The 24,363-nt window shown below is 35.7% G+C and carries 21 protein-coding genes and 2 pseudogenes; 18 read left to right on the forward strand and 5 right to left on the reverse strand.

The features are described 5' to 3' along the window. The first annotated feature begins 770 nt into the window (after nucleotides 1–770). Entirely contained in the window at nucleotides 771–1,784 is a 1,014-nt protein-coding gene (locus QRE67_RS05485) for a LacI family DNA-binding transcriptional regulator (RefSeq protein ID WP_286123895.1), read from the forward strand. Nucleotides 1,785–1,824: 40 nt separating this feature from the next. On the opposite strand, the gene yhfH is transcribed toward QRE67_RS05485, so the two are convergent. After that, nucleotides 1,825–1,953: a protein YhfH gene (yhfH, locus tag QRE67_RS05490; protein WP_000567010.1), complete on the reverse strand. Its 129-nt coding sequence runs from the start codon at nucleotides 1,951–1,953 to the stop codon at nucleotides 1,825–1,827. 194 nt (nucleotides 1,954–2,147) lie between these two features. On the opposite strand from yhfH, the gene QRE67_RS05495 reads away from it, so the two are divergent. From QRE67_RS05495 to QRE67_RS05515, 5 genes are all read left to right on the forward strand, one after another. Further along, a complete protein-coding gene (locus QRE67_RS05495; RefSeq protein ID WP_286123896.1) occupies nucleotides 2,148–2,882 on the forward strand; it encodes an MBL fold metallo-hydrolase in 735 nt (244 codons plus the stop codon). A gap of 10 nt (nucleotides 2,883–2,892) precedes the next feature. After that, entirely contained in the window at nucleotides 2,893–3,882 is a 990-nt protein-coding gene (gene lplA, locus QRE67_RS05500; protein WP_286123897.1) for a lipoate--protein ligase, read from the forward strand. Between the two features lie 210 nt (nucleotides 3,883–4,092). After that, nucleotides 4,093–5,625: a fatty acid--CoA ligase family protein gene (locus tag QRE67_RS05505; protein ID WP_286123898.1), complete on the forward strand. Its 1,533-nt coding sequence runs from the start codon at nucleotides 4,093–4,095 to the stop codon at nucleotides 5,623–5,625. A gap of 243 nt (nucleotides 5,626–5,868) precedes the next feature. Continuing rightward, on the forward strand, nucleotides 5,869–6,978 hold the full coding sequence (locus QRE67_RS05510) for a metallophosphoesterase (RefSeq protein WP_286123899.1): 1,110 nt from the start codon (nucleotides 5,869–5,871) through the stop codon (nucleotides 6,976–6,978). 637 nt (nucleotides 6,979–7,615) lie between these two features. Next, entirely contained in the window at nucleotides 7,616–8,521 is a 906-nt protein-coding gene (locus QRE67_RS05515; RefSeq protein WP_286123900.1) for an AraC family transcriptional regulator, read from the forward strand. A gap of 400 nt (nucleotides 8,522–8,921) precedes the next feature. On the opposite strand, the gene QRE67_RS05520 is transcribed toward QRE67_RS05515, so the two are convergent. Next, entirely contained in the window at nucleotides 8,922–10,679 is a 1,758-nt protein-coding gene (locus tag QRE67_RS05520) for a sensor histidine kinase (protein WP_286123901.1), read from the reverse strand. Between the two features lie 5 nt (nucleotides 10,680–10,684). Continuing rightward, entirely contained in the window at nucleotides 10,685–11,392 is a 708-nt protein-coding gene (locus tag QRE67_RS05525) for a response regulator transcription factor (RefSeq protein WP_286123902.1), read from the reverse strand. 150 nt (nucleotides 11,393–11,542) lie between these two features. On the opposite strand from QRE67_RS05525, the gene QRE67_RS05530 reads away from it, so the two are divergent. From QRE67_RS05530 to QRE67_RS05560, 7 genes and pseudogenes are all read left to right on the forward strand, one after another. After that, nucleotides 11,543–12,376, forward strand: a complete 834-nt coding sequence (locus QRE67_RS05530; protein WP_286123903.1) for a CPBP family intramembrane glutamic endopeptidase — start codon at nucleotides 11,543–11,545, stop codon at nucleotides 12,374–12,376. Between the two features lie 307 nt (nucleotides 12,377–12,683). Beyond that, nucleotides 12,684–12,983 carry a hypothetical protein gene (locus QRE67_RS05535; protein ID WP_286123904.1) on the forward strand — a complete coding sequence of 100 codons (300 nt, stop codon included), beginning with the start codon at nucleotides 12,684–12,686 and terminating at the stop codon, nucleotides 12,981–12,983. Nucleotides 12,984–12,997: 14 nt separating this feature from the next. Then, nucleotides 12,998–13,198, forward strand: a complete 201-nt coding sequence (locus QRE67_RS05540; protein WP_286123905.1) for a hypothetical protein — start codon at nucleotides 12,998–13,000, stop codon at nucleotides 13,196–13,198. 171 nt (nucleotides 13,199–13,369) lie between these two features. Continuing rightward, nucleotides 13,370–14,632 (forward strand): M48 family metallopeptidase, encoded by a 1,263-nt coding sequence (locus QRE67_RS05545; RefSeq protein WP_286123906.1) that lies wholly within the window; start codon nucleotides 13,370–13,372, stop codon nucleotides 14,630–14,632. Between the two features lie 251 nt (nucleotides 14,633–14,883). Beyond that, the gene (locus QRE67_RS05550) at nucleotides 14,884–15,150 is read left to right on the forward strand and encodes a hypothetical protein (protein ID WP_286123907.1); all 267 of its coding nucleotides are present in this window, start codon (nucleotides 14,884–14,886) and stop codon (nucleotides 15,148–15,150) included. A 59-nt stretch (nucleotides 15,151–15,209) separates the two neighbouring features. Next, nucleotides 15,210–15,347 (forward strand): Phr family secreted Rap phosphatase inhibitor, encoded by a 138-nt coding sequence (locus QRE67_RS05555; RefSeq protein WP_286123908.1) that lies wholly within the window; start codon nucleotides 15,210–15,212, stop codon nucleotides 15,345–15,347. A 90-nt stretch (nucleotides 15,348–15,437) separates the two neighbouring features. After that, nucleotides 15,438–15,707, forward strand: a pseudogene (locus QRE67_RS05560) (recombinase family protein); the annotation flags it as partial. Nucleotides 15,708–16,221: 514 nt separating this feature from the next. Here the strand turns inward: QRE67_RS05560 and QRE67_RS05565 are convergent. Next, entirely contained in the window at nucleotides 16,222–17,211 is a 990-nt protein-coding gene (locus QRE67_RS05565) for an ABC transporter substrate-binding protein (protein WP_286123909.1), read from the reverse strand. Nucleotides 17,212–17,594: 383 nt separating this feature from the next. Next, nucleotides 17,595–17,900 (reverse strand): annotated as a pseudogene (locus QRE67_RS05570) (site-specific integrase); the annotation flags it as partial. A gap of 229 nt (nucleotides 17,901–18,129) precedes the next feature. On the opposite strand from QRE67_RS05570, the gene QRE67_RS05575 reads away from it, so the two are divergent. The 5 genes from QRE67_RS05575 (at nucleotide 18,130) to QRE67_RS05595 (ending at nucleotide 24,162) form a co-directional block, all read left to right on the forward strand. Further along, nucleotides 18,130–18,723, forward strand: coding sequence for a MepB family protein (locus tag QRE67_RS05575; protein ID WP_286123910.1), 594 nt, complete (start codon nucleotides 18,130–18,132; stop codon nucleotides 18,721–18,723). A 580-nt stretch (nucleotides 18,724–19,303) separates the two neighbouring features. Next, nucleotides 19,304–20,239 (forward strand): DMT family transporter, encoded by a 936-nt coding sequence (locus QRE67_RS05580; RefSeq protein WP_286123911.1) that lies wholly within the window; start codon nucleotides 19,304–19,306, stop codon nucleotides 20,237–20,239. Between the two features lie 347 nt (nucleotides 20,240–20,586). Then, nucleotides 20,587–22,176 carry a malate synthase A gene (gene aceB, locus QRE67_RS05585; protein WP_286123912.1) on the forward strand — a complete coding sequence of 530 codons (1,590 nt, stop codon included), beginning with the start codon at nucleotides 20,587–20,589 and terminating at the stop codon, nucleotides 22,174–22,176. A 73-nt stretch (nucleotides 22,177–22,249) separates the two neighbouring features. Continuing rightward, nucleotides 22,250–23,527 carry an isocitrate lyase gene (gene aceA / locus QRE67_RS05590; protein WP_286123913.1) on the forward strand — a complete coding sequence of 426 codons (1,278 nt, stop codon included), beginning with the start codon at nucleotides 22,250–22,252 and terminating at the stop codon, nucleotides 23,525–23,527. A 431-nt stretch (nucleotides 23,528–23,958) separates the two neighbouring features. Then, nucleotides 23,959–24,162 carry a cold-shock protein gene (locus tag QRE67_RS05595; RefSeq protein ID WP_003195857.1) on the forward strand — a complete coding sequence of 68 codons (204 nt, stop codon included), beginning with the start codon at nucleotides 23,959–23,961 and terminating at the stop codon, nucleotides 24,160–24,162. The last annotated feature ends 201 nt before the right edge of the window (nucleotides 24,163–24,363 follow it).

Consider the following 24,363-nt stretch of genomic DNA (forward strand, 5'->3'; position numbering starts at 1 on the left):
CTTATATTAGGGACAGTTCGGACAATTGAGCTGTATCTCCTGCAACTATAAAAATACAAATTAAAAAACCGACATAAAGTGAAACTTTAATCAGTGGGGGTTTTCTTCATGCCCCACTGATTATTAGTTGAACCAATCGGGCTTTTACGGGCAGTTATCCCCCACCTATCTTCTTTGTTTCTCTCTGAATCTTGAGGTGGGGGTATTACTGCCCGTTAATGCGGGATAAACCCCTTCTTTTTAGATGGGAGAGAGCATCCGGCCATGCATAGAAGCGGTCAGATCCTTTTCCTGCCCCATGCGAAGTGAAAACAAAAAGAGAAAACGAGTGCAGGTCACCTTTTATTATCCATAGCCGCGGCTTATATGTCGAAAAATCAAAATGGAGTTATATAGCATTCCTAACCGAAATGCTAGTTCATATAACATGTCGTTATAATTATATAAATACAAATTAAAAAACCGACATAAACCCCTTCTTTTTAGGTAGGAGAGAGCATCCGTCCATGCATAGAAGCGGCCAAATCCTTTTCCTGCCCCATGCCGAGTGAAAACAAAAAGAGAAAACGAGTGCAGGTCACCTTTTGTTATCCATAGCCGCGGCTTATATGTCGAAACATCAAAATGGATTTATATAACGAGGAGAATACATACTTTTTCCTATGAATAATATTAATATAGTAAAATCCTAATAACTCGTATTGCAGTTTCCAATTATATACTATATAATCAAGTTAAGAAAACGTTTTCATACAAAGGGGGAGAATTTCGTGTCAACGATCGAGGACGTGGCGAAATTAGCGGGGTTATCAAGAACAACGGTTTCTCGGGTGATTAACAACCATCCGTATGTATCAGACGAGAAGAAAAAGAGAGTACAATTAGCGATGAAGCATCTTGGTTTTGTACCAAATTCTGCAGCGAGAAGACTTCGTAAACAGAAAACAGAAACAATTGCGGTGCTTGTTCCAAGGATTACAAATCCTTTTTTCAGTAGATTTATTGAAGCGATTGAGATTGCGGCTTCTGATCATAAATATAAACTGATTATTTGTCAAACGAGATATTTACCAGAAAAAGAAATGGAGTACTTACAGTTGTTATCAACGAAGCAAGTGGATGGGATTATTTTGTGTTCACTTGAGAATCCATGGGAAGAAGTAGAACCATATTTACAGCACGGTCCAATCGTGTTATGTAATGAATATATTGAGGAAGCAAATATTCCAACGGTGAAATTTGATCATGCACAAGGGGCTTACATAGCTGCAAAACATGTGTTAGAACAAGGGTATCGCAACCTTATTTTTTGCCATGGAAGAGAAACAAAAGTAGTGAGCCAGCAGCGTAAAATGGGATTTTTACGTGCAATTACAGAAAAAAGTAAACAAGTTGAAACGATAGATTTTCTTGAAAACGCTTTCTCTTGGGATGATGGAAAAAGAATGTTTCATGAAATATTAATAGACAAAAAAAATCCTACCGCTATTTTGGCAGGAGGAGATGAAGTAGCAGCAGGAATAATCGCAGAAGCAAAACGTCACGACTGGAGCATTCCTGATGATTTAGCTGTTGTTGGCTTCGATAATCAAATTTTATCGCAAATTACAGAGCCAGGTATTACGACAATTGAACAGCCAATTGATGAAATGGCCCGAAAAGTTGTCGATTTGATGATGGATAAAATCCATACGAAAAATTATAGAAAAAAAGAATTGTATGAGTTTGAATTGGAGCTCTTAGTGAAAGGGTCAACGATGAAAAACACGATGTTACTAGCCTAGTAGACGATGTCTGCTAGGTTTTTCTTATGTTTACAAACTACTATTCTTCGTGAACGCAATCGTCACATTTATTATGATATGCTTCGTGCTGTTCATCAATTTCCTTCCCGCAATGTGCACAAGTTTTCGTCGGTAAATTTCTGAAAAATTCCATTGGTTGATCTATCATGTAAATCCCTCCATTTCCATTTCTTACTAACATTGTATTAGTACAAAAATAAAAAGTCAACAACTGTTTTATAACAAAGTGAAAAATAATGAAAAAGTTTAGGAAATGAATTATAGTTAAGAATGTAAGTAAAAACCTTTCTCAATTGAGAGGAAATATTACATTTCTAGTGTGTTTAGAAAGGATGGATACATATGAAAATGACAGTTGTTGGCTTTTGGGGCGGCTTTCCAGAAGCGGGAGAAGCAACGTCGGGGTATTTGTTTGAATACGATGGTTTTCGTTTACTTGTTGACTGTGGCAGTGGTGTACTAGCACAGCTTCAAAAATATATAACACCATCTGATATAGATGCAGTTCTGTTATCACATTATCATCACGATCATGTTGCAGATATTGGGGTGCTGCAATATGCTCGATTAATTACAAGTGCTATAAAAGGGCAATTACGAGAATTGCCGATTTACGGACATGGATTTGACGAGAAAGGGTTCGCATCTTTAACACATGAACCGTATACGAAAGGAATTGTATATAATCCAGAAGAAACACTTCAAATCGGTCCGTTTTCTATTTCATTTTTAAAAACAGTACATCCTGTTATATGCTATGCGATGCGTATTACCGCAGGGAATGAAGCGATTGTATATAGTGCAGATTCTAGCTATATTCCTGAGTTTATTCCGTTTACAAAAAACGCAGATTTATTCATTTGTGAGTGCAACATGTATGCACATCAAGAAGCTGCAAAAGCAGGGCATATGAATAGTACAGAAGTAGCGGGTATTGCAAAGAATGCAAATGTAAAGGAACTCTTGTTAACGCATCTGCCGCACGCAGGAAACACAGCTGATTTAGTAGAAGAAGCAAAACAAATTTTCGGCGGCCGCATTACGCTTGCGCATAGCGGTTACGTTTGGAATTCATGAGGTGAAACAAATGTTATTTATTGACAATAAAGGAATTACAGATCCTACAATTAATTTAGCAATTGAAGAATACTGTGTGAAAAATTTAGATATTAATGAGACGTACTTATTGTTCTATATTAATGAGCCTTCCATTATCATTGGGAAAAATCAAAATACGGTGGAAGAAATTAATGCAGACTATGTAAAAGAAAAAGGCATTCATGTCGTAAGACGTTTGTCTGGCGGCGGTGCTGTGTATCATGATTTAGGAAACTTAAATTTTAGTTTTATTACGAAAGATGATGGAGATAGTTTTCATAACTTTAAAAAGTTCACAGAACCTGTTACAAAAGCACTTGGGAAATTAGGTGTAAATGCAGAGTTAAGTGGTCGTAATGATATTTTAGCTGAAGGTAGAAAAATTTCAGGTAACGCACAGTTTTCCACGAAAAGTCGTATGTTCAGCCACGGTACATTATTATTTGACTCTGAAATTGATCACGTTGTCTCTGCATTAAAAGTGAAAATGGATAAGATTCAATCAAAAGGAATTAAATCAATCCGTAGCCGCGTTGCAAACATTACAGAATTTTTAAATGAAAAAATGACGACGGAAGAATTTAAACAGCTTCTTCTTGCAACGATTTTCGAAGGAGCAACAGAAGTTCCAACGTATGAGTTAACAGAAGAAGATTGGAAAGAAATTCACAAAATTTCTGAAGAGCGCTACCGTAATTGGGATTGGAACTACGGTAAGTCTCCGAAATTCAACTTACAGCATTCCCACCGTTTCCCAGTTGGACAAGTTGATGTTCGTTTAGAAGTGACAAAAGGAACGGTAACAGAGTGCAAAGTATACGGTGATTTCTTCGGCGTAGAAGATGTTCATGATATTGAAGAACGTTTAACAGGGATACAATTCGATAAAGAAGCATTTTCTACAGTGTTAGAAGATGTAGATGTAAAACGCTACTTTGGTAATATAACAAAAGAAGATTTCTTAACTTTATTCTTTTAAAAGGGAAAAACAGTCATATTCCACATATGACTGTTTTTTATTTTAATGTAAAAAAGCGTATAAAAACAATGGATACAATCTCTTTTTGAAAAATGAATGAATGCTCATTTATATGCGGTTACTTGAATGTTACTTGCTACTTTAATTTTCTTTTAATATAATGTATTTAGAATTTTTAAATTTTCAAAATTTTATAAAGGTGGGGTTTGTGTGAATCTCGTTCAATCTTTAGCTGAAACGGCACGAAAGAAAGGAGAGAAACCGGCGTATATTTTTATGGATCAGTCGGTCTCTTATGACCAGTTAAACAAAATGGTCACAAAGTTTTCTAGTAGTTTAGCAAACATGGGCATTGGAAAAGGGGACAATGTCGCATTAATTGTAGGAAATTCACCGCATTTTTTAATTGGTTTATATGGAACGATGAAAGCAGGGGCAACTGTCATTCCAATTAATCCGATTTATACAGCAGACGAAATGCACTATATTTTACAAAATGGAGATGTAAAAACAATCATCACACTCGACATCCTTCTACCTGTTATACAGTCTCTTACAACAAGAATTCCTTCTCTCGAACATATCATCATATGTGAAACCTCATCAGAACTTAACCATACAGAAACTGAAAAAATGAAAACGTTTACGGATTTTGTGGCAAGCGGCGACTTATCTTTTGAAGGTCCTGAACTAGATGAAGAGGACGTAGCTGTTATTTTATATACATCTGGTACGACTGGAAAACCGAAAGGTGCTATGCTGACACATAAAAATTTATATAGTAATGCCGGGGATGTAGCCGCGTACTTACAATATACTGGAGAGGATCGTATTGTTGCCGCACTTCCAATGTTTCATGTGTTTTGTTTGACGGTAGCAGTCAATGCTCCAATCGTAAACGGTGCGACAATTTTAATGTTACCAAAGTTTAGCCCGAAAGAAGTATTTCGCATTTGTCGTACGTATGAGCCGACAATATTTGCTGGAGTACCGACGATGTATAACTATTTATATTTATATGAGGATGCGGGTGCAGAAGATGTTCATACGCTTCGCCTTTGTATTTCCGGCGGTGCATCGATGCCTGTTGCTCTTTTGAAAAACTTTGAAAAACGCTTTGGTGTTATTGTTTCAGAAGGGTATGGATTATCTGAGGCTTCACCAGTTACTTGCTTTAACCCGCTGGATCGTCCTCGTAAACCAGGTTCGATCGGAACGAACATTTGGCATGTGGAAAATAAAATTGTGAATGAGCTTGGTGAAGAGGTACCTATCGGTGAAGTAGGAGAGCTAATTGTTCGTGGACCAAATGTTATGAAAGGCTACTATAAGGCACCGGAAGATACAGCGGCAACGCTTCGCGACGGTTGGCTATATACAGGAGATTTAGCCAGGGCGGATGAAGAAGGCTACTTTTATATCGTAGACCGGAAAAAGGATATTGTTTTAGTTGGTGGTTATAATGTATATCCGCGTGAAGTGGAAGAAGTGTTGTATCAACATGATGCAGTCGCGGAAGTGGTTGTTATTGGGGTACCAGATGAAAGGTTAGGAGAAGCTGTACGCGCATACGTTGTTCTGAATCATACAACTGTAACAGAAGCGGAACTGGTGCGGTATTGTTCCTTACATCTTGCAAAATATAAGGTGCCAAAGAGCATCGAGTTTTTGGAGGAATTGCCAAAGAATACAACCGGTAAATTACTGAGAAGAGCGTTAAAGGAAAAGGCGATGCAATCATAATAAAAATGAACAGAATACCCTATTTCCATATATATTTAGAATAAATGTGTATTCTAGAGGAAGTAGCTGTTATGAAAATGTAAATGAACCATCTGTAGGTGATGAATCACTTTACGGATGGTTCATTTTGTTTTACTTATTCTCTACTAATACAAAATAATTGCTAGTAGTTAGAGAGACATAATATTCACAGTATGAATAGGTTAAGAGTTATAATGAAATGAACAGAAAAGGAGGCATGCCTTGAAAATACGTCGATATTTCAACATATTTACTATCTTTACAATATACACATTACTGATGTTTTACATTGGATGGAACGGATGGATTTGGCTAAGCGCGACTTTTAATATTCAAACGTGGGGATATTATGCGGTGTTGGTCGGATTATTTTCATATGCGTATTTAATTGTACAAGTTTTTAAATTCATTCCTTTCCTTAGAACAATTGGTTCTTACTGGTTTGCAGTTATACAATATGCATTGATATTGCTGCCATTAGCTGATGTAACGGTGTTTATCTTATACTTACTATCAATACCGAGAGAACCAGCTATTATTTGGACTGGAATCGTTGTTCTTATTACATTTGTTGTTATTTTTGGTTATGGAACATTTAATGCCTATAGTCCGATCGTTCGCAAATATGAGATTAACATACCGAAAGAAGCGAAAAATCGTAAAACGCTTCGCATTGCGATGGCTTCAGATATGCATTTTGGTAAACTGTCAGGATTGTCCCATTTGAAACGATTAGTGCACCATGTGAATGAAATGAAACCAGATATTATCTTGTTACCTGGAGATATTATTGACGATCATCCAAGGGAGTTTATTAAGAAGGATATGGGACAAGTTATGAAACAAATGCATGCTCCTCTTGGCGTTTATGGAGTGCTAGGGAATCATGAATACTATGGCGGAGCAATTCCTGAATTCCTGCAAGAAATGAAGAAAATTGATGTTAATATATTATTGGATGAGGTACTAAAAATTGATGATAGTTTTTATCTTGTTGGAAGAAGAGATAAGACAGAAAGAGATCGTCAAAGTTTCGAAGAGTTAATGAGTACAGTGGACCTGCGTCTTCCAATCATTGCGATGGATCATCAGCCGTTTGAACTAAAACAGGCTGAAGCGTCTGGTGTTGATTTGTTATTATCCGGACATACGCATAGAGGACAAATGGCACCGAATCACATCATTACAAGAAGAATGTATGAATTAGATTGGGGCTATGTACAGAAGGATTCCTTCCATACGATTGTATCTTCAGGGTTTGGATTTTGGGGGCCGCCTTTACGACTTGGTAGTCGATCAGAGATTATTCAAATAGAAGTTACATTTGGATAATTAGAGAAGAAACGAATAGTTATATAAATACAAATTAAAAAACCGACATAAACCCCTTCTTTTTAGGTGGGAGAGAGCATCCGGTCATGCATAGAAGCGGTCAGATCCTTTTCCTGCCCAGACATAGTGAAAACAAAGAGAGAAAACGAGTAAACGTCATCTTTTGTTATCCATAGCCGCGGCTTATATGTCGAAAAATAAAAATGGATATATATAGAAAAGAAGCTGCCATATTATATTGGCGGCTTCTTTTAATATACTGAACGACTAGCTGGACGATTCAACCAATTCCATAATTCCACATCACCAAGCGAAGCAAAACGAATGTTTTTCGCGTTTTGTAATTTTAACAGTCTTCCCCCCTCACTTATAACAACGAATTTTATTTATCCCGCATTAACGGGCAGTAAGACCCCCTCCTCAAGATTCAGAGAGAAACAAAGAAGATAGGTGGGGGATAACTGCCCGTAAAAGCCCGATTGGTTCAACTAATAATCAGTGGGAGATGAAGAAAACTCCCACTGATTAAAGTTTCACTTTATAAAAGTTACAGATTTCTGTAAAATAAAAGCAAAAAACGTCAAGAAAATAATGGTATTCTCTTTTATCATAATACATATAAGGCAGGTGAACGGAGATGGGAAGCTATGAAGTACAAATTCAAAGAGCAATTGATTATATTGAAGAAGATGTAATGGAAAAGCAAACGTTAAGCAATTTAGCTCATATTGCAGGATTTTCGGAGTATCATTTCCACCGCGTTTTTCAAACAATGGTAGGGGATTCGGTGATGGAGTATGTACGGAAGAGAAGGCTAGCCCGGGCAGCTTATCAGCTTTCTCATACAGAAGAGAAAATTCTCGATATTGCACTAGAGCACGGCTTTCAATCTCATGAAACGTTCATTCGAGCCTTTAAAAAGCTGTTTCATATGACACCGAGTGAATATCGAAAACAAGAGATACAAACACCAATGTATAACAAAGTAAATGTGAAACAACGGAAGTGGAATCCATATTTAGGGGGAATACAGATGGAATTTCGTATAGAAACAAAGCCAGCTTTTCATGTAATTGGATATGAACTCAAGACAACGAGTAGAGAAGGGCAAAATCAAAAGGACATTCCTATGTTTTGGGATAACTATTTAAAACAAAATCTTGCAGATAAAATTCCAAACCGTAAGTATACAAATGAGTGTGTAGAGCTCGGGATGTGTACGGATTTTCAGTTAGAAACAGGAGACTTCACTTATATCATTGGAATGGAAGCAACGAGTTTAGAGAATGTACCAGATGAAATGGCGTATCGTACATTTCCTGAAGCAACGTACGCTGTATTTACCACACCAAAAGTGCCGCATCAAGATATGGTAGCGTCGATCCACCAAACGTGGAATGCGATTTTTTCAGAATGGTTCCCACATTCAGAGTATGAGCATGCTGGCGTGGTAGAGTTTGAGTTATACGATGAACGCTGTCATGAAGATAAGAATGAACTTGCTCAAATTGAGATTTGGTTGCCTGTACAAAAGAAACAGTAAGAGAACTATATAAATACAAATTAAAAAACCGACATAAACCCCTTCTTTTTAGGTGGGAGAGAGCATCCGGCTATGCATAGAAGCGGTCAGATCCTTTCCCTGCCTCATGCGAAGTGAAAACAAAGAGAGAAAACGAGTGTAGGTCACCTTTTGTTATCCATAGCCGCGGCTTATATATCGAAAAATAAAAATGGATTTATATAACTTGTATGGTGCAGAAAAATAGTAAAAGAGCTTCCTAGATTTGACTAGGAAGCTCTTTTATTCCTCTATTCGCGGGCAGTAACCCGCACCTCAAGATTCTAAGGAAACCAAAGAAGATAGGTGGGGATAAGCTGCCCGTAAAAGCCCGATTGGTGAGAGCTAATAATCAGTGGGGGATGAAGAAAACCCCCACTGATTAAAGTTTCACTTTATCATTAGGAGAAGGGAATACCATGATAATGGTTGTACCTTTTCCAAGATCACTTTCAATTGAAATTGTACCGTTATGAGCGAGAACAAGTTGTTTTGTAATCGCTAAGCCAAGGCCGGTTCCAGAATCATTTTCTTCCGTATTTGTACCGCGGTAGTATCGTTCAAACAAGAGGTCTTTCGTTTGCTCGTCCATTCCTTGTCCATTATCTGAAATCGAAAGTGTAAACGAATCTTTGTCTTGTTCCAGTTTGACAATAACGTTTGTTGTTTCATTATTATGCTTCACCGCATTGGCTAATAAGTTTTCGATAATACGCTGAAACCATTTTTCCTCAATTTCATAATGGATAGCGTGTGAACTTGAGACAAATTCAATGTTTTGGTTTCGGATAGTCGGGTTGTTAATGAATTGCAATAATACTTTTTGGACAAATTGATTCATCTCAACTTGGACGTGTTGAGAGGGAATTGCTTTATTTTTTAATTGGTAGGTTAAGCTTAAATCGTCAATAAGCGTTGTCATGTATTGTGATTTTTCTCGGATAATGTGGCCGAATTTTTGAATGTCGTTATCATTCCAGTTATATTGCTTTGATTCTAATAAAAGAGAGTAACCGTAAATGGAACTTAGCGGTGTTTTTAAGTCATGTGTGAGACCAGTAATCCAGTCTTCACGTGTCTTTTCAATGAGCTGACGCATTGCTTCGTTTTTTTTGAGTGTAATTGAAAGGTGTTCTAAAGTATTTGTTACATCTTTAAAAAGACGGAATGACCATTTTTCTTTACCAGAACGTCGAAAACGAATTGGTTTTCCTTTTCGGTTTACTGGTTCTTCGTATTTTCCGCCAGCAATATTTTTGAGCCAACGCATCGTATGTAATAACGGCTTTCCAAATTTTCTTCCATACCAGATAGAGATGATGACTAAGTAAATAAACAGAACAAACAAAATAAAACCAAAGCCTGTAAACAGTTTTTTGATGAATAAGGTTTCAGTTTCGGCATCTGGATTGTAATGATCATTTTTGGCTGTCACTACAAATAGAAGTTGATGATCTGAATTGTAAAAACTTGAGATGTTTTCTTTATGATTCCATGGCTCTTTTTCAGCAAGTGCTGTTCTAATTGCTGAAAGTGGCTTTCCTTTTTTGTCTGGATAAGAAAAAATTTCTTCTCCTTGTGCATTAAACACTTGTAAAATGGCACTTTCTTCCATGATGTGTTTTTTTTCTTTTTCTGTTAAAGAAAATTCAGGTGTTAACGGGGAAGTGCGTTCTTTTTGTAATCTTTGAAATAATGCATTACTTTTCATCCTTCCACCGTAAATTACAATTACTTTCTTTTCTTCTAATTCAGTTTCCCAGTAAGTGAATTTATAAGGGCTTTGTATATGATGTTGTAAATACGCGACTAATGATGTTTTTGTATAAGAATTTGGAACATCTTCTGGTGTATTTAAGCCATATAGTACTTTTCCACTTTCATCTACAATTTGCAGCCAATCATTTTTGTCTTTAATTAATTCCTTTACGTCAGAGTTCAATGTAATGCGGCCATCTTCTGAGGAAACATATTGGGAAATGGTAAAGCTATCAGATTTTGGAATATTCGGCTCGTACAAGGTAGTACCGACAAGATAACCTAAATAACCAAAAGCAATTAATAAACCAATCAGTAAAGTGAACAAAACAAAAATATGCTGCATAATGAATTGAATAATTAATCGTCTTCGTAAGTTCATGACCACTACCTGCCCGGAAGGAACTTATAGCCAAGTCCACGAATAGTTTTAATATACTCTGGGTTACTTGGATCGAGTTCAATTTTTTCTCTTAATTTACGAATATGGACCATGACAGTATTATCATCACCATTATAGGCAGGTGCACCCCATACTTTTTCGTACAACTCTTCTTTTGAAAACACGTAATTTGGGTGCTCGCAGAAAAAGAGTAACAGTTGAAATAGTTGGGCTGAGCACTCAATAATTTGACCGTCTACTTGTAGCTCTGCTGCATTTTTATCGACTTGGAACCTTCCAAATGAAGAAATATGTGTTTCTTTCATAGGTTGCTCTATTTGTTTCATATGTCTTCGAAGTTGTGCTTTCATACGTGCGACAACTTCTAACGGGTTGAACGGTTTGGTAATATAGTCGTCCGCTCCGTATAAGAAACCGGATACTTTATCTAAATCAGATGTTTTTGCTGTCAGGAAGAAGATAGGACACTCTGTCTTTTGACGAATCAGTGGACAAATATCAAAACCAGATTGTCCCGGGAGCATCACATCGAGAATGATAAGATCATAGTTATGTTTTTCTACGAGTAATACAGCTTCTTCAGCTGATATTGCAGTTGTAATATGAGTAAATCCTTCTTTTTGGAGAATAGTAGTTAGTAATTGTAAAATTGCTGTTTCATCATCAACAAGTAAAATATTTGCATTGTACATTATAAATCGCCCCCTATTTTCATCGAATATCATATCATTTTCCTGTAATTTATGGAATTCATTAGAAATTTTAAGGAAAATTTAAGGTTTTCTTTGCTTAGAAGTAAGATTGAAATGATATGATAAAAGTAACATAGGGGAGGAGATAGCTTGAATCCATTTTGCTACATGCAAGCTCGATATTTTTTGATTATATTTGCGCTTCTTTTATTCATTGGTAGCGTTATTAAATTTTTGTTAGAAAATACATTTAATCTATCAATCCAGTTATCTTATTTTATAGATATATTTACGCTTTATATATTCCCATCTTTTTGGTTATGGTATCAATACAAACGTCATGATATCTCACTCGCTGTATTTATTAATCGAAGAGAACCATTTAAGCTATCGCAGGTATTACTGATTACAGGAATGTTGTGTATGTTTAGTTACGGATTCCTTGTTCTTTATATGTATAGTTTCTCATGGATTACACCACATTTTATTATGAATCTATTACATAAACCAATTATAGGGAGTACAGGCGAATACGTTTCTCAAATTATAATTACGATATTTGTAGCTCCGATTATAGGAGAATTATTATTTCGAGGCTTTCTCTTTCAACGGTTTGCAGCGAAATGGGGAACTGGAAAAGGCATGATTGTTGTAGCGCTTATTTTTGGTTGTTTTCATGTTGATTTTCTCAGTGCTGTTATGTTCAGTATTGTGTTGTCAATTGTATACATTCGTACAAAAAGCTTACTTATGCCAATTAGCATTCACATGTTAAATAATCTTGTTTTCTTTACTGTAACCTTTATGCTCAGTAAAGAAAAAATGGTGAGTCTAGCAGATTTTACAAATTATACGACGTTTTTCACAGGTCTTATTTTATTTATCATTGGACTGAATTTACTGCTTGTCTTTCTGTTTGCAAACCGTCGATATCTGAATAAGGGGATGCCTGGATTATATTCAGATAAAGTGAGAGAGTTGTAGAAATATCGGAATATTCAGGGGTTAGTAAGGTTTTATTTTATTTTTAGAATTTAAGGGGACGGAGGTCATGAAATAAATAAATTCAAATTAAAAAAACGACATAAAACCCTTCTTTTTAGGTGGGAGAGAGCATCCGGTCATGCATAGAGGCGGTCAGATCCTTTTCCTGTCCCATGCTAAGTGAAAACAAAGAGAGAAAACGAGTGCAGGTCACCTTTTGTTATCCATAGCCGCGGCTATATGTCGAAAAATCAAAATGGATTTATATAAATTGAAAAATAATAAAAGAGAGGGTGTGTAGTATTCTATGAATCGAACGATGCAATCAAATAAAATATTTTATTTGATTATGGTAGGTCTTATTTTCATAACGACAGTGAATGTTATTTTCCACTGGAATGAAACATACTTTTTTGTTTATTTGGCTCTTCATCTCCTTGGGCTGCTATGTATTGGTGGTGGGATTGTAGTAGAAAAAGGAGACGAAGATGGAATCAATTATATATGTGTTCTCGGTTTAATACTTCTACTTGTCGTACAAGGGATTATGAAATATAGTGTAATTTCTTTTCGAGATTTCAGTTTCTTTGTCGACATAATTCAATAGAAAGGGATAATAGAATGGAACATGCTAAAAAACGTACTGTAATTGAATTTTTCGTTATGATTGCGATGTTTGGGATAATACAAATAATTGTGAGAGGGTGTCCTGATCAACAAGTGGAATGGTTACATTTTACGACGGAATGTTTTATTTTTACAATTGGATTAGGTTTTGTTGCATTATTTACATATAAAATAAAAGAACGACAAGAACAGTGAAACTCTTCCGATGCAGAAGAGTTTTTTATATTGCCGTTTTCATGAAGCGTGATAATCACTTTTGGGCCATTTTACAATAAAAAGATTCCACTTCATTTTATTAGCTTGGTCTATTTTAGAAAGAACGAACTTACAATAATAATAGACAGGCAGCATAGAGGAGGAGATAACGTGAGAAAGGTTATTGGATGGTCACTTTTCTTGTACGTTGGTTTTGCATTATTTATATATTGGTATTTATTTGGCTGGAATCATGAAATCATTCCGGATATGTATAAAGGAACGAGTGCGGATCCACAAACGTTTATGAATGCGAAGGAACTGACATTAAGTCAAGATTACTCACGAGTGAAAAACTTACTATTTTTTTTAGCAACGCCCCTTGAATGGATCATTTTATTATTTGTTCTCGTTCTTGGTATATCAAAGCGTTTTGAAAAGTGGTCAAAGGAGACGACAAAGGTACGGATTATTCAAGTTGCGATTTATTTATTTTATTTAGCATTACTTACAACGGTACTTTCATTACCACTACAATGGATTGGCCATCAAGTGTCAATCGATTATGGTATTTCAACGCAAACAACTGCGAGCTGGATAAAAGATCATGTCATTGATTTTTGGGTGAACTTTATTATGATGTTTCTCGTTGTCTCTGTGCTCCTATGGCTCATTCATAAATTCCCAAAACGATGGTGGCTATTTGGATGGGCATTGTCTGTGCCATTTACAATTTTTTTAACATTTGTGCAACCGGTAGTGATTGACCCGCTATATCATGAATTTTCTACGCTGCAAAATAAAGATCTAGAGAAGAAAATTTTAGCGATTGCTGACCGGGCACATATCCCAACAGAGCATGTATATGAAGTGAATATGTCTGAGAAAACGACCGCATTAAATGCATATGTGACGGGGATTGGATCGAATTCTCGTATTGTATTATGGGATACGACGCTCCAGCAGCTGAAAGATAAAGAAATTTTATTTATTATGGCTCATGAAATGGGACATTATGTTATGAAACATATATATTGGGGCGTAGCAAGTTATATTGTTTTAACGTTTGTTGGTATGTACCTCATAAGCCGTATTATAAATGCGTGTGTACGAAAATGGGGAGATACACTGCAAATTTCAAAGGTGGCATGTTTTTCAATTATTCCATTGTTTTTTCTTATCTCTTCGGTACTGTCCTTTGCAGTGAGCCCGGCATCTAACTATGTATCTCGTATAGAAGAGAGGGCGGCTGATCAATATGCACTGGATATGACGAAAGATGGCCGTTCTGGTGTGAAAACATTTCAATATTTATCAAAAACAGGATTAAGTCAAGTAAATCCCCCGGCGTTAGTGAAGTTTTTCTTATATACGCATCCACCAATTTTTGAAAGAATTCATAAATTTGAAGAGTATGGTAAGCAAAAGAAGTGAGGAGCAGCACATGTGCTGCTTCTTTATTTATATCAATGCAGTTTTAAAAATGGAAATAGTTATCATTGGTTTTCATTGCGTTTTCTCCTTTCTTTAATATTTAGATGTAAATAAACAGGTTGCAAGTCTACTACACAATATACAAATTTGTTTCTCAAATTTTAATAGAAAATAAAAATATTTAGTTTTTTAAGTTGCAACCAAACTACAAAAATAGGGGTATTTTTGCAACTGATTGTAAGGGGTGGAGTATGTCACTTAGAAGAATAGTTACTTATTTGTTAGATGTTTTGTTTACTTCTTTAGTTGCTACACTGATTTTTTTAACGACATCAAAATTATTTGTGTCTACGCAATATATAGTGTGGACGAATCCGCATGAGGTTTTACATTTAATGGACACTCGTTTTATTTCAATTGGTGTAATGGCTCTAGTATTTTCGTTTCTTTGGTATTCGGTGAAATGGTTTGTGAAAACTGAAAAGCAGACAAAAGGGCAGTCTAATGAAATAAAATAAAGAATGCTATTATATTGAGAAATATTATTTAGTTAAAATTTTCAGAAAGGGGCTTTAAAATGAAAAGGATTATAACTAGCTCAATTGGGCTAATAATGACAGTTGTATTATTAAGTGGAGTAAACGTTTCAACGGATCAACAAAAGGATAGCACGACAAGCGTTATACAATATACGCATGGGGAACCGTGGGGTTGACTTGTTATAAGCCATGATTATTTAGTTAAAATATTGTTTTACTCTCACTACGAAAAACCTTGCTATCAAGAGTAAGGTTTTTTTACTTTTTTAGGAAACTTCCTTACAAATCTTATATTACAAATTTTGTCCTGGCTTGCTGAAGAAGAACGAACGAAGATCAATACCCGTCAACGTGAAGGGATTGATCTAGCCAAAAAACATGGGAAGCATTTAGGAAGATCTAAAAAAAATTACAGATGAATTTATTGTTGCCTATGCGGATTGGAAAAAGGTGATATTTCAGCGTTAGAAGCGATGAGAAGATGTAGTATGACAAGTCCAACATTTTATAGGGTTGTAAAAAGGGAGGAAGAATAAGAACTCAATGACTACCGATAACACTGATTATGTAAAAGAAAAGTACCTTCAGATCTTCTGAAGGTACTTTTCTAGGTTTCTAGATACATTGAATACCGATAAGTGGTGTTATGTTAACTCTCTATGAATACAATATTCATAGTGTAGCTTTAAAAATTAAGTTTGATTAAAAACGTTCGACAAATCCTTATTTTACGGTAAAAGAGACAAATCTATTTTGAAAAAGATTGATCACAATGGATTCGTCACTTTTTGAATAAACCATTTTGTTTGATAAAAAAGTTTGATTAAAACTCACTTAGAATTCTTTAATCGAAAAAAGCTAAAACATCACAACTTTTTTCCGAACATTGCGTCTCCTTTATAAACCTCGTGTATTTCAAATTCACATATGGGGTGGAATTCCTAATTTAACTATATTTATTTTTATTGCTGTTCTTTAAAAAATAGTAAAAGCCGGAAAGTATTTTTATACTCTCCGGCATTAATATAAAAAGATTAAGAACTTGAAACCTTATTTGCTAACCATAATTTTCTCAAGTTCATCTAACATTTTGTTAGCTGCAATTACACCGCCAGCAGTATTCCATACTGCATCACTAACTTCATATGCATTTCCATTTTTAACCGCATTTAGATTTTTCCAAAGAGGATCGCTTGTCATTTCTTTTGCTCTATCTAAAGCTTTTTGATCATTTTCTGGAGCATATGTAAAGTAAAAAAGAACATCTCCATCCATTTTAGGAATCATTTCTTTCCCTACATCTATAGCAAGATTGCCAAATTTACTGTTAGCAGTAAAAAGCTCTTTTTGCTGTTTCACACGTTTAAAACCTAATTGATCAAAAATAACTCCAGAAAAAGAATCTGTGTAATAAATACGAGAAGTTCCAGCCATGAAACGGACAACAGAAACTTCTTGATTTACTTTATCACCTAATTTTTGTTTTATATCTTCTAGGTGTGCATCAAATTTACTTAATACTTTGTTGCCTTCTTCTTCACGATTTAAAGCTTTTGCATATAATTTAAAGTTTTCCTTCCAATCGCCGCTTAGTGTATCTGAAAATACTGTTGGAGCAATTGCGCTTAATTTATCGTACACCTTTTCTTGGCGTACCTTATTACCAATAATTAAATCAGGTTTTAACGATGCAATTTTCTCTAAGTTGACTTCATGTTCAACCCCTACAACTTCAACGCCTTTCATATCGCTTTCAATATGATCGTACCATGGATTTCCTAGCCAAGATTTCACAGCACCAACAGGCTTTACTCCCATTGATAAGATCGCTTCTGTTCCTTCGTTAGTTAAAACAACAACACGTTTAGGAGTTTTTGTGATCTTTGTTTCACCCATAGCATGTTTAACTGTATAAGCTTGTTCTTTGTTTGATTTTGAATCTGTTTTTTCTTTTGACACTTCATTGCTACCACAAGCAGCTATGAACACTAAAAAAAGAGCCGACAATAAAGCAAGTGTCGTCTTGAAATATGTACGCATAATAATTCCTCCGATAGATTAGATAATGATTCTCATTATTAATAATGCTGTATAAACTAATAAACTGTCAATAATATTTTGTAAGTTAAAATCCTAAAATTAATATAATTTACTAACTTCTGATAATACTGATTATGTGAACGAAAAGCCCCTTCATATTTTGAAGGGGCTTTTCTAAGTTGGTAGATACTTTAATTAAATAGTCTTGAATTTGTATTCTAGCGGGATATATAGTAACTATGTTTTTAAGTTGAAATTAGAGTGAGATAAAAAAAGTCGAAATTATAATAATTTTGTGATTTTTTGTTGATTTATTTTATTTTTAATGTTAAACTCATAACAACAAAGAAAGAGTAAACGAAAACCCTTAGCGATTAAATTTTCTGAATTTTTAGTTTTATCGGTTGGTTTCCTCCATGTGATTTACATGTTTGTGTATTGCTTTTCCACTCTTTCTTTGTTTTTCCTTCCGTTACTTTTAACTCTTTTCTACGTTTTCGTTTTAACTTCAAAATCATATTTGTTTCTAGGTTTAATAAATCACTTACTCGCAAACCTGTATTGATCCCAATAATAAATAAGATATAGTCTCTTTTTGAACAGTGACGTTTAAGAGCCCATTTCATATCTTCAATCTGTTCTTTACTTCGGATGGGTTGGACATCAATGAGATGTGATTTTTTGTTCATGGGTTTCTAGACCTCTTTATTTATAGTGTTTTGAATGTATACTTTTCTTGCTAATTTTGAGGATATCAAGGGAATTGAGATAAAGTTAATGTTTTCGGGGATTTGAATGTAAACAAATATAGTAAAGTTTACATTCAATTATTGAAAAAAAACAACATAAAAATTGAACATATCATATAGTAAAATGAATAGTAAGCTTACTAACTAGAATGGAGGACTTGAACAAAAAATGGATGAGAAAAATCGAGACTTTTCAGAAGCTAATCTTAGTGGCCAAAATCCCTGGACTTCCTCTGGCACAATTCATAGTGATCTTCTTGCAACGAAGGATCTTGTCTATAGTCCGTGCAGGTTTGAGTGCTCTCAACCACTAATAGAAGCACAAAACGCTGAATACGGAGCTTATGTATTTAAATTGAATACTCTTTCTATTAGATTTCGTATAGCTAAAATCACTCCTACAAAGGTTGGGCAATTTGTGACTTTATGGGAGAGAATTGAAGATGGATCGATTCAACCATATGACGTATCAGATCCAATTGATTTGTTTGTTATTAGTACTCGTAAAGGTAATAACTTTGGTCAGTTTGTATTTCCAAAAGCTGTTTTATGTGATCAAAATATAGTATCTAGTAAGGGTAAAGGTGGTAAACGAGCAATACGCATTTACCCGCCTTGGGACAAGCCTACGAGTCGTCAGGCTCAAAAAACTCAGATATGGCAGCTAGAATATTTCTTAGAGATACCTGTAAATATGCCAATAGACTGTGATCGTGTTCAAATGCTCTACAGTCTAAATCAGGCAAGTCAAATAGTAAAATAATTATGTTCCCTATGAAAGTAAATAAATATCTAAAAGTTTACTTTCGGATTTGATTTCTAAAATTCACACAATTATCAATAATACAATTCTATAAATGTTAATATATGATATATACTGGAATTGTCATGTCAGTCTCTAAAGATACCTCTCCGGTATCCATGTTTAGAATATTGTCTATGTTCCCTTTTGTTAACATTATTTCAAAAAGAACTTGTAGAGATACTACAAGTTCTTTTTGTATGTAAAAACGAATGTAAACTTTTTTAATAAAGATTTACTTTATTTTTCCTTTGTAATTTCTGGATTTACCTTATATGTGTAACCTTCGTTAATCGATCTGCCATTTTCATCAACAAGTTTTACATTCCGTTTGTTCTATTGTATAATTGAAAAACTAAAAGTAAGAATATTAAGAAAAAATAATTAAAGTTGAGTCTGTTACATAAAGTGAAACTTTGATCAGTGGAGGGTCTTCATCTCCCACCTAACTTCTTTGCTTCCTGCCAAATTTTGAGGTAGGGGTATTACTGCCTGTTAATGCGGAATAAACTATTTTTTGTTTTAATGGAGGTCGTTTATATTGTTTCAAAAGAACAACACAAATATATTGTTTAATACAAAGTCGATGCCTGCTATAAAAATGATAATCTCTATGTCTATCTTTGGTTCCATTGGATTTTTCTCAACAAAAACGAATTTGCCATCATTTGAATTGGTTTTTGTACGCTGTATTTGTGCAACCATATTTTTAACACTATGTTGGATTGCAACTGGTCAGTTTAAAGAAGAAAAGTGGAACCGTAAAGAAGTGTTGCAAGTATTAGCCTGTGGTGTGTTTCTTGTCTTCAACTGGGTGTTCTTATTTAAAGCCTTTGAAGTGATGTCAGTGACAATTGCGATTTCAGTGTATCATCTCGCGCCGATTATTGTATTGATGATTGGCAGTGTGATGTTTAAAGAGAAATTAACGATATTATCTGTTATTTCGATTGTTGTTTGCTTTGTTGGAACAGCTTTAGTAGCAGGGATGGATGGAAGTGTTTCCTTTGGCAAACTCATGTCTTCCGGGATGGTCTGGGCGCTTTTAGCCGCAGTGTTTTATGCTTTTACGACTTTATTGGGAAAGGGAATTAAACATATAAGTGCATATGCGATGACATTTTTGCAAACATTTTTAGGGGTTTTTCTTTTACTACCTTTTGTTAATTTTGATGCATTTACAGGTCTTACGCAAAGTAACTGGATCGCGATTACAGCGACAGGACTCATTCATACAGGTTTTGTCTATTATTTATTTTTTGATAGTTTACGAGATTTACCAACAAGATTAATTTCCGTATTAGTATTCCTTGATCCAGGTGTAGCTATTTTACTCGATACGGTATTTACCGGTTTTCGTCCGACTCCGATACAAATTGCAGGAATTATTCTTATTTTTGTTGGTATGGCGCTGACTTTTCGAAAGTCGAAAACAGAAGTGCAAACGGAGAAAAGATTAAAAGAAGGTGCAATGTAATACAGAGCTAAGTTGTTTGGGGGAAGAAGAGAACAAAAAAGAAAAGGAGCTTATGACGTTTCATTCCGCTCGAAGGGGAATGGACGTCGGCTCCTTTTTATTTTTTATCCCGTATTAATGGGCAGTAAACCCCCCCACTGATCAAAGTTTCACTTTACTGATGAATCCTCAAGCCTTCCGTTTTTGGATGCAATTAGGTTTTTTGTAATGTAATTTTCAAATAAGCGGATATCTTATAATTGATTAAATTTTCTAAAAAGTTCTTCCTTTTCTCATTATTTGTTATATAATATAAAACATAAAATCAAATCTGTTATAAAACAGTTTAAAGAAAAGGAGATGCTAATATGTCGACACAAACTTCACGGGTTACACTCGTTGGAGAAGTATTACCGGCGTATGTAGAAATTTTGACACCGGAGGCGCTCACTTTTTTAAAAGAGCTGCATGAGAATTTTAATGAACGCCGTAAAGAACTGCTGCAAAAACGGGTGGAAAAACAAAAACGAATTGATGCAGGGGAGTTTCCAACATTCTTAAAAGAAACGGCACATATACGTACAGAAGATTGGACAATTGCACCGCTGCCGAAAGATTTAGAGGATCGTCGTGTAGAAATTACAGGACCTGTTGACCGAAAAATGGTTATTAATGCTTTAAATTCTGGAGCGCATGTCTTTATGGCAGACTTTGAAGATTCAAATTCGCCGACGTGGCAAAATGCAATGGAAGGACAGATTAATTTACGAGATGCAGCTAAGAGAACGATTTCATATAAAAACCCCAGTGGAAAGGAATATCGTTTAGGTAGTAAAACAGCTGTACTTCTAGTGCGTCCACGTGGGTGGCATTTAGAAGAAAAACATATGCTCGTTGATGGGGAAATGATGTCAGGTAGTCTTGTGGATTTTGGTTTGTACTTTTTCCATAATGCCAAAGCATTGTTAGAAAAAGGAAGTGGACCATATTTTTACTTACCGAAAATGGAAAGTCATTTAGAAGCTAGATTGTGGAATGATGTTTTTGTTTTTGCACAGAAGTATATAGGAGTTCCAAATGGAACGATTAAAGCGACCGTTTTAATAGAAACCATCCATGCTTCCTTTGAAATAGATGAAATTTTATATGAATTACGTGATCATTCAGCTGGACTTAATTGCGGGCGCTGGGATTATATTTTTAGTTTTTTAAAGAGCTTCCGCAATCATAACGAATTTTTACTTCCAGACAGAGCACAAGTTACAATGACAGCTCCGTTTATGCGTTCATATTCCTTGCGGGTTATTCAAACGTGTCATCGTCGTAATGCGCCAGCAATTGGCGGGATGGCAGCACAAATTCCGATTAAAAATGATGCAGTTGCCAATGAGGCTGCTTTTGAAAAGGTGCGTGCTGATAAAGAACGTGAGGCTTTAGATGGGCATGATGGGACTTGGGTTGCCCATCCGGGACTTGTACCGGTTGCGATGGAAGTGTTTGATCACATTATGAAAACATCAAATCAAATATACCGAAAACGAGAAGAAGTTCGCGTAACCGAAAGAGATTTGTTGGAAGTACCGGTGGGAACGATTACAGAAGGAGGACTTCGTACGAATATTAGTGTCGGTATTCAATATATTGCATCGTGGTTAAGTGGCCGCGGAGCAGCACCAATTTACAACTTGATGGAAGATGCAGCAACAGCGGAAATTTCACGGGCACAAGTGTGGCAATGGATTCGCCATGAAGGTGGAAAGCTAGAAGATGGCCGCAATATTACATTTTCTTTAATGGAAGAACTAAAGGCGGAGGAGCTAGCAAAAATAGAACAGGAGATTGGTAGCGAACAGTTTGAGAAAGGTAGATTCAGTGAAGCGACAAAGTTGTTTACTGATTTAGTTCGTAATGATGAATTTGTACCGTTTTTAACATTACCGGGGTATGAGATTTTATAAAGTGACGTTTCTTTTTGAAAATAATTAAAGTTTACCGACTATTACTGAATAAAAGGAAAAGGGGATGGAAGAAATGAAAAACGAAAGAATTGGAAAATTACAAGAGAGCTGGGCGTTAGATGAACGCTGGAAAGGGGTAACACGTCCATATTCTGCCGAAGATGTTATTCGTCTTCGGGGATCAATTGATATTGAGCATTCGTTAGCACGCTACGGGGCAGAGAAGCTGTGGAAATCGCTTCATACGGAAGACTATATTAATGCACTCGGTGCGTTAACAGGAAATCAGGCGATGCAGCAGGTAAAAGCTGGATTAAAAGCAATTTATTTAAGCGGCTGGCAAGTGGCGGCAGATGCAAATCTATCAGGGCATATGTATCCGGATCAAAGTTTATATCCAGCAAACAGTGTACCAGCAGTTGTAAAACGAATTAACCAAACGCTGCAACGTGCGGATCAAATTCAGCATATGGAAGGCAGTGGGGATACAGATTATTTCGTACCGATTGTTGCTGATGCTGAGGCAGGATTTGGCGGACAATTAAACGTGTTTGAATTAATGAAAGGTATGATTGAAGCTGGGGCATCAGGCGTACACTTTGAAGATCAATTATCTTCAGAAAAGAAATGCGGACATTTAGGTGGAAAAGTATTATTACCAACGCAAACGGCGGTACGTAATTTAATCTCTGCGCGATTAGCTGCGGATGTAATGGGCGTACCAACAATTATTGTTGCCAGAACAGATGCGGATGCAGCGGATTTAATTACGAGTGATATCGATCCTGTTGATCAAGAGTTTATTACTGGAGAAAGAACACCAGAAGGTTTCTATCGCACAAAAGCAGGGCTTGATCAAGCAATTGCACGCGGTTTAGCATATGCACCATATGCAGATCTTGTTTGGTGTGAAACGTCTGAACCATGTTTAGAAGATGCGAAGCGCTTTGCCGAAGCGATTCATGAGAAATACCCAGGGAAATTACTAGCGTATAACTGTTCACCATCATTTAATTGGAAACAAAAGTTGGATGAAAAAACAATTGCAAACTTCCAAAAAGAAATTGCATCATACGGATACAAATTCCAATTCGTAACGCTTGCCGGATTCCATGCGTTAAACTACGGAATGTTTGAACTTGCACGCGGCTATAAAGAGCGTGGGATGGCAGCGTATTCTGAATTGCAACAAGCAGAATTTGCAGCAGAAGAGCACGGCTACTCTGCAACACGTCACCAACGTGAAGTAGGAACAGGCTACTTTGATGAAGTAGCGCAAGTGATTACAGGTGGAACATCTTCAACAACGGCGCTGAAAGGGTCTACAGAAGAGGCGCAGTTTACGAAATAAGTGAGGAAGCAGGTGTCTTTTTGGAGACACTTGTTTTTATCCCACTATTCGCGGGCAATAATATTCCCACTGATTAAAGTTTCACTTTATTTGATTGTCGTTATTTTTGCTGAGAAATAGCGACAATCATAATTTTGATAATAATATAGGAGGAAATCGATAATAAATCTTGAAATTGTTATAGGTATCATTTGGTAATATGGAAGAAATAGAAAATAGATTTCAAAAAAGATTGTACATTCTATTTTAGTATGGTATGATTACTCCTAGTTGAATAATTAAATCAAGCAATCCATATATTATCAAGTGCTGAGAACGAACGAGAAAAGGTATGTGAGAACTGTTGTATTTTCGTATTTGATAATGTGTGGATTCTTTTTTTATGTATGCAGACTAAAAAAAACTTTTATTTTCTTTAGGAGGAAATTATTATGACAGTAACAGGACAAGTAAAATGGTTTAACAACGAAAAAGGTTTCGGTTTCATCGAAGTTCCAGGCGGCAACGATGTATTCGTTCACTTCTCTGCAATCACTACTGAAGGTTTCAAATCTTTAGAAGAAGGCGAAAAAGTTAGCTTCGAAATCGAAGATGGCAACCGTGGACCTCAAGCTAAAAACGTTGTAAAACTATAATTTTATAGATATAACGGAAAAAAGGATGGCATATGCCATCCTTTTTTTATTGAGTTCGTTTGTTATTTATCCCGCTATTTGTGGGCGATAATACTCCCACCTCAAAGTTTGGCGGGGGATAAACTGCCCGTAAAGCCCGATTGGTGAAGGCTAATGATCAGTGAAGGATGAAGAAAAAACCTAATGATCAAAGTTTCACTT

This window comes from Bacillus sp. DX3.1, from assembly GCF_030292155.1.
Classification (GTDB): domain Bacteria; phylum Bacillota; class Bacilli; order Bacillales; family Bacillaceae_G; genus Bacillus_A.

Bases quoted from the DNA above. Each gene is read 5' to 3' on its own strand.
- yhfH (WP_000567010.1), bottom strand. From the start codon at position 1,953: ATGATAGATCAACCAATGGAATTTTTCAGAAATTTACCGACGAAAACT.
- QRE67_RS05495 (WP_286123896.1), top strand. From the start codon at position 2,148: ATGAAAATGACAGTTGTTGGCTTTTGGGGCGGCTTTCCAGAAGCGGGA.
- lplA (WP_286123897.1), top strand. From the start codon at position 2,893: ATGTTATTTATTGACAATAAAGGAATTACAGATCCTACAATTAATTTA.
- QRE67_RS05515 (WP_286123900.1), top strand. From the start codon at position 7,616: ATGGGAAGCTATGAAGTACAAATTCAAAGAGCAATTGATTATATTGAA.
- QRE67_RS05520 (WP_286123901.1), bottom strand. From the start codon at position 10,679: ATGAACTTACGAAGACGATTAATTATTCAATTCATTATGCAGCATATT.
- QRE67_RS05525 (WP_286123902.1), bottom strand. From the start codon at position 11,392: ATGTACAATGCAAATATTTTACTTGTTGATGATGAAACAGCAATTTTA.
- QRE67_RS05535 (WP_286123904.1), top strand. From the start codon at position 12,684: ATGAATCGAACGATGCAATCAAATAAAATATTTTATTTGATTATGGTA.
- QRE67_RS05540 (WP_286123905.1), top strand. From the start codon at position 12,998: ATGGAACATGCTAAAAAACGTACTGTAATTGAATTTTTCGTTATGATT.
- QRE67_RS05550 (WP_286123907.1), top strand. From the start codon at position 14,884: ATGTCACTTAGAAGAATAGTTACTTATTTGTTAGATGTTTTGTTTACT.
- QRE67_RS05555 (WP_286123908.1), top strand. From the start codon at position 15,210: ATGAAAAGGATTATAACTAGCTCAATTGGGCTAATAATGACAGTTGTA.
- QRE67_RS05565 (WP_286123909.1), bottom strand. From the start codon at position 17,211: ATGCGTACATATTTCAAGACGACACTTGCTTTATTGTCGGCTCTTTTT.
- QRE67_RS05575 (WP_286123910.1), top strand. From the start codon at position 18,130: ATGGATGAGAAAAATCGAGACTTTTCAGAAGCTAATCTTAGTGGCCAA.
- aceB (WP_286123912.1), top strand. From the start codon at position 20,587: ATGTCGACACAAACTTCACGGGTTACACTCGTTGGAGAAGTATTACCG.
- aceA (WP_286123913.1), top strand. From the start codon at position 22,250: ATGAAAAACGAAAGAATTGGAAAATTACAAGAGAGCTGGGCGTTAGAT.
- QRE67_RS05595 (WP_003195857.1), top strand. From the start codon at position 23,959: ATGACAGTAACAGGACAAGTAAAATGGTTTAACAACGAAAAAGGTTTC.